Origin of the sequence: Mesorhizobium sp. M1A.T.Ca.IN.004.03.1.1, from assembly GCF_003997555.1 — a bacterium.
In the GTDB taxonomy this organism is placed as follows: Bacteria; Pseudomonadota; Alphaproteobacteria; order Rhizobiales; family Rhizobiaceae; genus Mesorhizobium.
In genome coordinates this window covers 1-270 of sequence record NZ_RZTV01000361.1, presented here as the reverse complement: position 1 = coordinate 270, position 270 = coordinate 1, and the positions used below count along the sequence as shown (strand labels likewise).

Here is a 270-nt window from a genome sequence, read left to right as displayed (position 1 = left end):
CCTGAGCAATGTCTGGCCCCTTGGAAAACAGCGTCGCCGTCACTTTGAGGTCCACCGAGCCGTCGTTATTGTGGGTCTGGCGGGTGACCACATGTTCGATGCGCGCGGTTTCGAGCTTCTTCAGCGCGATCGTCCCGTAAAGGCCGAGCGGGGCTATGGCGATGTTCCAGTCCCAGCCGAAATGGCATTGCGGCTTGCGCAGCATGTTGCCGTCGGGGATCGGCGAGTTGCCCGTGCTGTAGGGGATGTAAAAGGGCTGCTGCTTCTGTC

1 pseudogene is annotated in these 270 nt (G+C 60.7%); it reads right to left on the bottom strand.

The features are described 5' to 3' along the window. Positions 1 to 270, bottom strand: a pseudogene (locus tag EOD29_RS31975) (glycoside hydrolase family 2 protein); the annotation flags it as partial.